Source organism: Rhizobium sp. CF122 (assembly GCF_000282035.1).
GTDB lineage: Bacteria > Pseudomonadota > Alphaproteobacteria > Rhizobiales > Rhizobiaceae > Rhizobium.
This window is the reverse complement of the sequence record NZ_AKKA01000032.1, coordinates 54,446-60,704: the sequence shown is the minus strand read 5'-3', so window position 1 is coordinate 60,704 and position 6,259 is coordinate 54,446. Positions and strand designations below refer to the sequence as shown.

The following is a 6,259-nucleotide window of genomic DNA, read 5'->3' as shown; positions in this document are numbered from 1 at the left end:
CGGCTGCCGCCACACCGGGGCTGGGCGCGGTTTTCGCCTTCGCGGGCGCCGAGCAACAGGCGAGGAAATTGAGCGCAGGGCTGCGGCAATTCCCTGATGTTTGGCACCCGTCATTTGCGCGTGGCCGAGCGGCACCGTGGGCGAAGGGGCAACGGCCATGAACTCGCTGAAAACGCCTGCTCTCGTTCTGGCGTCGTTCATGTTCGGCGCGGCTGTCGGACGCAGTGCAGATCTGCCCGATCGCTTGCATGGTCAGGTCCGGGCCTCAGGGCTATCTCCAGCCATATCGACGCGGACCCGTTCTGGAATATATCGCAGGCGTAAGCGTAGAGCCGGCATGCCAGGCGAGGCCGATGTTCATCGCTGGAGTTTGTTCTTGTATCGTGGTCGTTTCATTTCGGCTGCCCTCAAGCGACCATGGCCTGTGTACCATGTCGGACAGAACCGCCCCGGTTGTTAGCGACCATCGAGCGGACTGCTTCCACGGACGATGTTCTTAGGATCACATTTGGCTGGTAAGGAGTTTTGCTCCAGTACTCGAGTGTGGATTGGGCTGCTTCGTCGACTGTCAGCATGATATATGGCACCTGGGCGACTTCCTTTAGGCCGACCGAGTCGTATTTCAATAGATAGTGTTGAGCGGGTACCCATAAGCGCCGCACGGAGCCGACCAGAGTTTCTATGGTGATCAATGGGTCCACGATGTTGGACGTCGCAATACGAAATCAGCTTCGCTGTGCTTCAATTAGCAGAGACAATTTTCCGAAGTGAAGCGATGCGATTCTTCGTTGTGCGGGTGTCAGGCCGACGAGAAAGCTTCAGGGGGGGATCTGCGGGTGATCGCGCGTGCGACGCTCTGGCCGGCGGCCCCTTGATCTTTCCGGCCATTGGCCGTACATTCAACGAAACCCTAAAGGAGCCCAGTGATGGTCGAACCTGCGACCCATGGTTTGCGCAGTCGGGTTCGTGGCGAGCGTCTTGAGATGCGGGTCACGGCCGACCAGAAGAACCTTATTGAGCGCGCGGCCGCCCTGCAGGGCCGGACGGTGACCGACTTCGTACTGACCAGCGTCCAGGATGCGGCGCGGCGCGCGATCGAGGAGCATCAGCGGCTTGATCTGTCGGTGCGTGACAGCGAGGCCTTCGTGGATGCGCTGCTCAAGCCGAAACCAGCGGATGACCGGCTGCGCGAGACCGTGCGCCGTTATCGCCAGGCGACCGGCGTCTGAGGCGTGACCGCGACTACTTGGGAACGCCTGCGCGTCGAGGCGCTTTCGGCGCAGCATGATCGTTCCGTTTTTGACAGCGGAGTTGAAACGCTAGACCGGTACATTCGCGTTCAGGCTGGTCAGGTCGCTCGCAAGAAGATGGCGGCTCCGTTCGTTCTCATCCTGCCGGACGGTGCGCTCGCGGGCTATTATACTCTGTCGTCGACCGCCCTGCAGCTTGCTGAGCTGCCCGACAAGACGATCAAGAAATTGCCGCGCTATCCGCTCGTGCCGGCGACGTTGCTCGGCCGGCTCGCCGTCGATCGCCGCCATCAAGGGAATGGCTACGGCCGCTTTTTGTTGGCGGACGCACTTCATCGGGCGGTCCGCAGCGAGGTTGCTTCGTTCGCTGTGATTGTCGACGCGAAGGACGATGGCGCCCGTGCCTTTTACGAGCGTGAGAGTTTTCTGCCGTTTCCAGATCAGCCGATGAAGCTGTTTCGACCGATGGCCGACATAGAGCAGCTCTTCAGATGAGCAGATAAGACACGGGAGCGGTCAAAAAATACCGACCGGGAATACGGAACGCGGCCGCCGACCATCGATGTCATCGACGAGCGGTTGTGGCCGGGCTCTACAGCCTGATCCAGACCCGGATCGGAGACGGCTCATTCGGATTGCGCTTTCCCGCGCAATGCCCGGATGGAACGGCCGCTTTCGCCGAGCGAAGGCCCGGCCACGCCTGTCATTCTCGACCTTACAGCCGCGCCGACCTTGTGGCAGTCATTGGATCCAAGGCGCGGGCGGCTGATCTTTTTAATGGCAAGCGAGAAATCAATTTGGACCAGCTTCGAAAGCTTAGTAAAGCATGGAATATTCCCGCCGGCTCACTGACTGGCGAAGTTGCTGCCTAAAGGTAAGCCGAGGCACGTGCGGCCATTTTAGGTGCCGCGCCAGTTCCCCAGCCACCAGGGGAGCTCCGCGTCGTGGAGTTAGTTTTTGACATCGCTTTGAAAGCGCCGGCTTTGCGTCTTTATTTTTGCTAGCGCGTCTTCGTCGAAAGCGATTTGCCCGGCGAGGACATGCGCGAGAAGGTGAAGCAATTTCTCGATAGCGAGAGTGGTCGTCGGTGCTTCCCAGTCGATGAGATCATTTCTGGCCGCAGCTTCGCTCGCAAGCACCGCGTTGAGCTCCAAGCGCATTGCGTTGCCGCCGGTGACGCGTCCTTTCATTTCGATCACCCTTGATAGAGAACGTTCGTGTTCCTGGACCCGTCTCATGAGTTCGGTTCTCACATCGTTACCCTTTCTTGAGCTCACCTCGTCAAAATACACAGACTGGAAAAGCGCTCGCCGAGCGCGGTTGCGATTTCTGAAAACTGCATAGCCAATCGCGCGATGAGTGCTATAAACCAAGCCGTCGATTTGAGCGGGAATGCATGACAGCAAGGACTGACACCTACATCACCGAGGCAGGACTCGAGCCAACCGCCGACGCGAAGGTGGATCGACCTGTCTATCGCCGCCCCGGATTTGACGGAATTGCCTCTACACAGGCGATGGATGAAACCATCGCTGAAGCATTGAGTAAGTTTCGCAAACAGAAAGACTTGTCGCGGGCCGAGCTCGCCATGCTTATCGGATCGATCGAGGCGGTCTACGGACGGTATGAGCGGGCCGTGACGAAGCTTCACGCCACGCAGGTGCTACACCTTTGCGAAGTGCTTGGCATTTTTCCAGATGATCTGCTTTTCGATGCTGCTCCCCATCTTTGGGGTCATACGAGGGAAGAAGCCCTGGAACGTCGGCGCATCACGAAGATGATACAGGCTCTTCCGCCCGAGACCTTGCGGACGGTCGCAACGATCCTGGATTCGATATTTGCGCTTCAAAAAGCGCCGGGCGCGTAGACGCTCTTTGTCACGCAGTCTGCATGATATGCCCTCGCGCCGGCGGTCGCTTGGCGCGGGCAGCAATGGGCGCGCAGAGCTTCTGCCAGGGGGTATTGTGTATTCGACACAATGAGGCCCTCAAAGCTCCCGCGAAAAAGTGGCCAGCAGCGAAATGAATTTCGGCCGCATCTTCTTCGGGATTGCGAGAAACGCGTCCACCAGCCGCTGCCCCTCGTCGGTGGCAACGAATTCTTCCCTGATGGCCGCCTTGCGGTTCAACTCGCAATTTGCCAGCGTCGAGCGTTGCCCCAGACCTTCGAAGAAATAGGTTATGGGCGTCTCGAGAACATGTGCGATCTCGTAAAGGGTGGACGAACTCACGCGATTGGCGCCTCGCTCGTATTTCTGGATTTGCTGAAACGACACGCCGACCGCGGCACCAAGCGCGGTTTGAGACAGCCTGAGTTGCTGGCGGCGTTTCTTGATGCGTTTGCCCAGCTCCATATCAGCAACATGCTGTCCGGTTTGGTCACTTGCGGCTTCGGTTGGGGTCGATGTGGTATCGGCCAATGTTTTCTGCAACATGAAAGCGCTCCCGCTGGCCAGACAAGCTGGCAACCAGAAGCCGGGGAGGTGAAAAACCGTCAAGCTGGCGGCCCCATGGTCTTTAGCGCGAACGCCTCTTGCATACGCCATAGGCTCCCCGACCAAATTGGTCGCGAAGAATACGCTCAGATAAAGAGCAGTAAGCTTGATATGGGGTTTCCACGCCCCAAGGCGAATGCATCGCCCAAGTTGTAGTCTATCAACAGGATTCACGTTTGCAAAGAACTTTAGGACGACATCCTAACATTAGCGAATGCATTGGCCCGGCCGGCGTCTGGGCCCTCAAGGATCGTCGCGGCGCATGGTCCGCTTGGTCTCAGCGACGATCATGCGCAGCAGATACCGGACGAACTGCAGGTCATCGTCAGGGGGATAGCGGTGGCAGATCTCCTCGACGATCCTGAGCAGGTTTGACGTCTCCTCATGCACGGTTGCGATCGCGAAGCGGCGGGCATCGCCATCATCCATCAGGGATTTTCTACGGCGGACCACTGCCCGGCACCGGTGCTAGGCCGCCGTCGGCGGACGTTGGGCAGTAGCAGTGCCGTCACGCCCCCAAGCCAGCAATGATTGCCTGATCCCGTATCTTTTCCGGTGAAGTGAAAGGAGGTTTGGCGGCAATCTTGAGGAGATGACCTCAACCCGGTCGCCATTATCGAGGGACAGGATGTCCAGGCATTGAACGGGATATCCGCGCCGCCTCATCATTTTGACAAGGGGTGCGTATGTCACGAAAATGATCGCCCTGGCGTTCAGTTGCACGAGGCATTCGAGGACACCCGTCATCAAAAGATCAGAGGCGGCCTGGGCGCCGATTAGGGGCGCGTCGAGAACTGTTGCGCAGCGGCTCCACTCGAATATGGAGGGGCCTGAGGGCATCCTGGCCGAGATATGGCCGCACAAGCTGCCAGCGAAATGGGGACGGGTCGTTGGAAGCAGCCTTGAATACCCAACTATTTTCCCGCGGCAAATGAGAACCGCGTGAATGGCATCTGCGGTATCGTATTGATCCCGTTCGCGGCCGTCTTTTCGGCGAAGTTCTTCCCAGCCGAGTTGCTCAACGAACCTCTGGTGCCGGAAGGACCAAACCTTTTCCATAAGTTCAGGGTCGTCTGCCTCATGAATGACTTTCAACATTCCAAGCTCTCCGCGTGCATTCGGATAGGATGCAACCGCGGATAATCAAAAACTATTCGTAAAATGTCGTATTTTTTTACCGCTGTAAGCCTCTGCGAAACGCTTCCGCGACGAGTTGGGCTCGGTTGGCGGCACCAAGCTTGCGCTGAAGGTTACCAATGTGCGTCTGGATCGTGCGCGGGGAGCGGCCAGTCATGGCAGCAATCTCCCGATCGGTCTTGCCTGAGACGCACCATGTCAGGCACTCGCTCTCGGCCTTTGTAACGGTGCAGTCTTCGCGCGGTGGCGCGGCCGAGGGAGCAAGGTCGAGCAAGCGACGGTGAGCGCGTGTTGCGACAATCTCCAGCAGCGTCACCTCCGCTGGCGTAAGCTTTGCGCGTCTGCCTGCAACCGAGAAAACGCCATCCATGCCGTTTTGCGAATGAAGCGGGATGGTAAGTCCGTCGACAAGGCCAAAATCGCTCGCCTCGTCCATGATCCGCTTCGACTTTGACGGCAGGGCTTGCAGCTTTAGCGACTGCGACCAGATCACCGAGCGCCCCGACCTGCGGACAAGACGGACGACCGGATCGGAGTGGAAGTAGTTGAGTTTCAGATAGCGATCAAACCACTGGCCCGGCCAATTCTCCCAGATGAAATAGGAGTCCAGCCGCTCATGGGCGAGGGGAAGGAACGTTGCCGCAAAGTGCTCCATGCCAAGCCGGCGCGTCGCCCGTTCAAGGGCAGCCATCAACTGGCCTCTGTCGGCGTTTCCCACAGATGCATCCAAGAAATCCACCAAGATATCCATCAGGGAAAGGTTCATCGAAAGCCCCGCAGATTGGATCTCAGGTCAACAAAGGCATGGCCGATGCATGGTTGAGAACCGGTTGCAATACGGATAATGCTACTGCCGCTTGTACACCTCAATGGCGGGAACGTAAATCTAGCGTGCACTCCACGCTGCTATCCGATCCTATTCAACCAAGGCTGTTGGCGACAGGTCCAGTTCCGGCATCAGTCTGATTTCATAACCACTTTGGACAAGAAACTATGGTGGATTGTGAGCCTATAGAGTGCGTTTGCCAGCTCGGTGTGGCCAAGCGGCCGGATAAGGTTGGCGATATGGAGCCGAAGCATGCCGATGAAATGGGCGTCCTTCTCTTGCGGCTCGATGGGCCCGCCCGCGTCGAGAGGATCCTTGACCGAGAGGTGAGCGTCTACGGGGCCCGCGACGACAATGCCCGATCGCGTGGCGATCGCGATCCGCTTGACCGCCACCTTGCGTTCCTGGGCGGTCACGTTGATGCGGCCGGCTTTCGTCCAAGCTCGGGCGAGAGCTTTGGCCGGGCCTCGACGATCGTGACATCCCTTGGCTTCAGCGACGGTGAGCGACGACAAATCCGACGCACGGGCAATCCAATCCGGTAGATCTCCT

General features: G+C 58.4%; 9 protein-coding genes and 2 pseudogenes. 5 read left to right on the top strand and 6 right to left on the bottom strand.

The window, feature by feature from the left end; translation table 11 throughout:
* Positions 1–271: 271 nt before the first annotated feature.
* Positions 272–719: pseudogene (locus PMI09_RS30145) on the bottom strand (LysR substrate-binding domain-containing protein); the annotation flags it as partial.
* Positions 720–926: 207 nt separating this feature from the next.
* On the opposite strand from PMI09_RS30145, the gene PMI09_RS08545 reads away from it, so the two are divergent.
* The 3 genes and pseudogenes from PMI09_RS08545 to PMI09_RS32615 form a co-directional block, all read left to right on the top strand.
* Positions 927–1,229, top strand: coding sequence for a type II toxin-antitoxin system TacA family antitoxin (locus PMI09_RS08545; protein WP_007791209.1), 303 nt, complete (start codon positions 927–929; stop codon positions 1,227–1,229).
* Between the two features lie 3 nt (positions 1,230–1,232).
* Positions 1,233–1,745, top strand: a complete 513-nt coding sequence (locus tag PMI09_RS08540) for a GNAT family N-acetyltransferase (protein ID WP_007791206.1) — start codon at positions 1,233–1,235, stop codon at positions 1,743–1,745.
* A gap of 221 nt (positions 1,746–1,966) precedes the next feature.
* A pseudogene (locus tag PMI09_RS32615) lies at positions 1,967–2,122 on the top strand (helix-turn-helix domain-containing protein); the annotation flags it as partial.
* Between the two features lie 78 nt (positions 2,123–2,200).
* On the opposite strand, the gene PMI09_RS08535 reads toward PMI09_RS32615, so the two are convergent.
* Positions 2,201–2,503, bottom strand: coding sequence for a hypothetical protein (locus PMI09_RS08535; protein WP_157213349.1), 303 nt, complete (start codon positions 2,501–2,503; stop codon positions 2,201–2,203).
* A 143-nt stretch (positions 2,504–2,646) separates the two neighbouring features.
* Here PMI09_RS08535 and PMI09_RS08530 point away from each other — a divergent pair, with 143 nt between their 5' ends.
* Positions 2,647–3,117: a helix-turn-helix transcriptional regulator gene (locus PMI09_RS08530; protein WP_007791199.1), complete on the top strand. Its 471-nt coding sequence runs from the start codon at positions 2,647–2,649 to the stop codon at positions 3,115–3,117.
* A 120-nt stretch (positions 3,118–3,237) separates the two neighbouring features.
* Here PMI09_RS08530 and PMI09_RS08525 read toward each other — a convergent pair whose 3' ends face one another.
* The 4 genes from PMI09_RS08525 to PMI09_RS08510 form a co-directional block, all read right to left on the bottom strand.
* The gene (locus PMI09_RS08525; RefSeq protein ID WP_244423736.1) at positions 3,238–3,747 is read right to left on the bottom strand and encodes a helix-turn-helix domain-containing protein; all 510 of its coding nucleotides are present in this window, start codon (positions 3,745–3,747) and stop codon (positions 3,238–3,240) included.
* Between the two features lie 240 nt (positions 3,748–3,987).
* A complete protein-coding gene (locus PMI09_RS08520) occupies positions 3,988–4,173 on the bottom strand; it encodes a hypothetical protein (protein ID WP_007791194.1) in 186 nt (61 codons plus the stop codon).
* Positions 4,174–4,212: 39 nt separating this feature from the next.
* Entirely contained in the window at positions 4,213–4,842 is a 630-nt protein-coding gene (locus tag PMI09_RS08515) for an acyl-homoserine-lactone synthase (RefSeq protein ID WP_007791191.1), read from the bottom strand.
* 76 nt (positions 4,843–4,918) lie between these two features.
* Positions 4,919–5,572 (bottom strand): helix-turn-helix transcriptional regulator, encoded by a 654-nt coding sequence (locus PMI09_RS08510; protein WP_007791186.1) that lies wholly within the window; start codon positions 5,570–5,572, stop codon positions 4,919–4,921.
* Between the two features lie 374 nt (positions 5,573–5,946).
* Here PMI09_RS08510 and PMI09_RS32110 point away from each other — a divergent pair, with 374 nt between their 5' ends.
* Positions 5,947–6,252, top strand: a complete 306-nt coding sequence (locus PMI09_RS32110; RefSeq protein WP_244423735.1) for a hypothetical protein — start codon at positions 5,947–5,949, stop codon at positions 6,250–6,252.
* Positions 6,253–6,259 lie beyond the last annotated feature (7 nt).

Coding starts and splice junctions, on each gene's coding strand:
- PMI09_RS08530 (WP_007791199.1), top strand. CDS start 2,647: ATGACAGCAAGGACTGACACCTACATCACCGAGGCAGGACTCGAGCCA.
- PMI09_RS08510 (WP_007791186.1), bottom strand. CDS start 5,572: ATGGCTGCCCTTGAACGGGCGACGCGCCGGCTTGGCATGGAGCACTTT.
- PMI09_RS08515 (WP_007791191.1), bottom strand. CDS start 4,842: ATGTTGAAAGTCATTCATGAGGCAGACGACCCTGAACTTATGGAAAAG.
- PMI09_RS08545 (WP_007791209.1), top strand. CDS start 927: ATGGTCGAACCTGCGACCCATGGTTTGCGCAGTCGGGTTCGTGGCGAG.
- PMI09_RS08520 (WP_007791194.1), bottom strand. CDS start 4,173: ATGGATGATGGCGATGCCCGCCGCTTCGCGATCGCAACCGTGCATGAG.
- PMI09_RS32110 (WP_244423735.1), top strand. CDS start 5,947: ATGGAGCCGAAGCATGCCGATGAAATGGGCGTCCTTCTCTTGCGGCTC.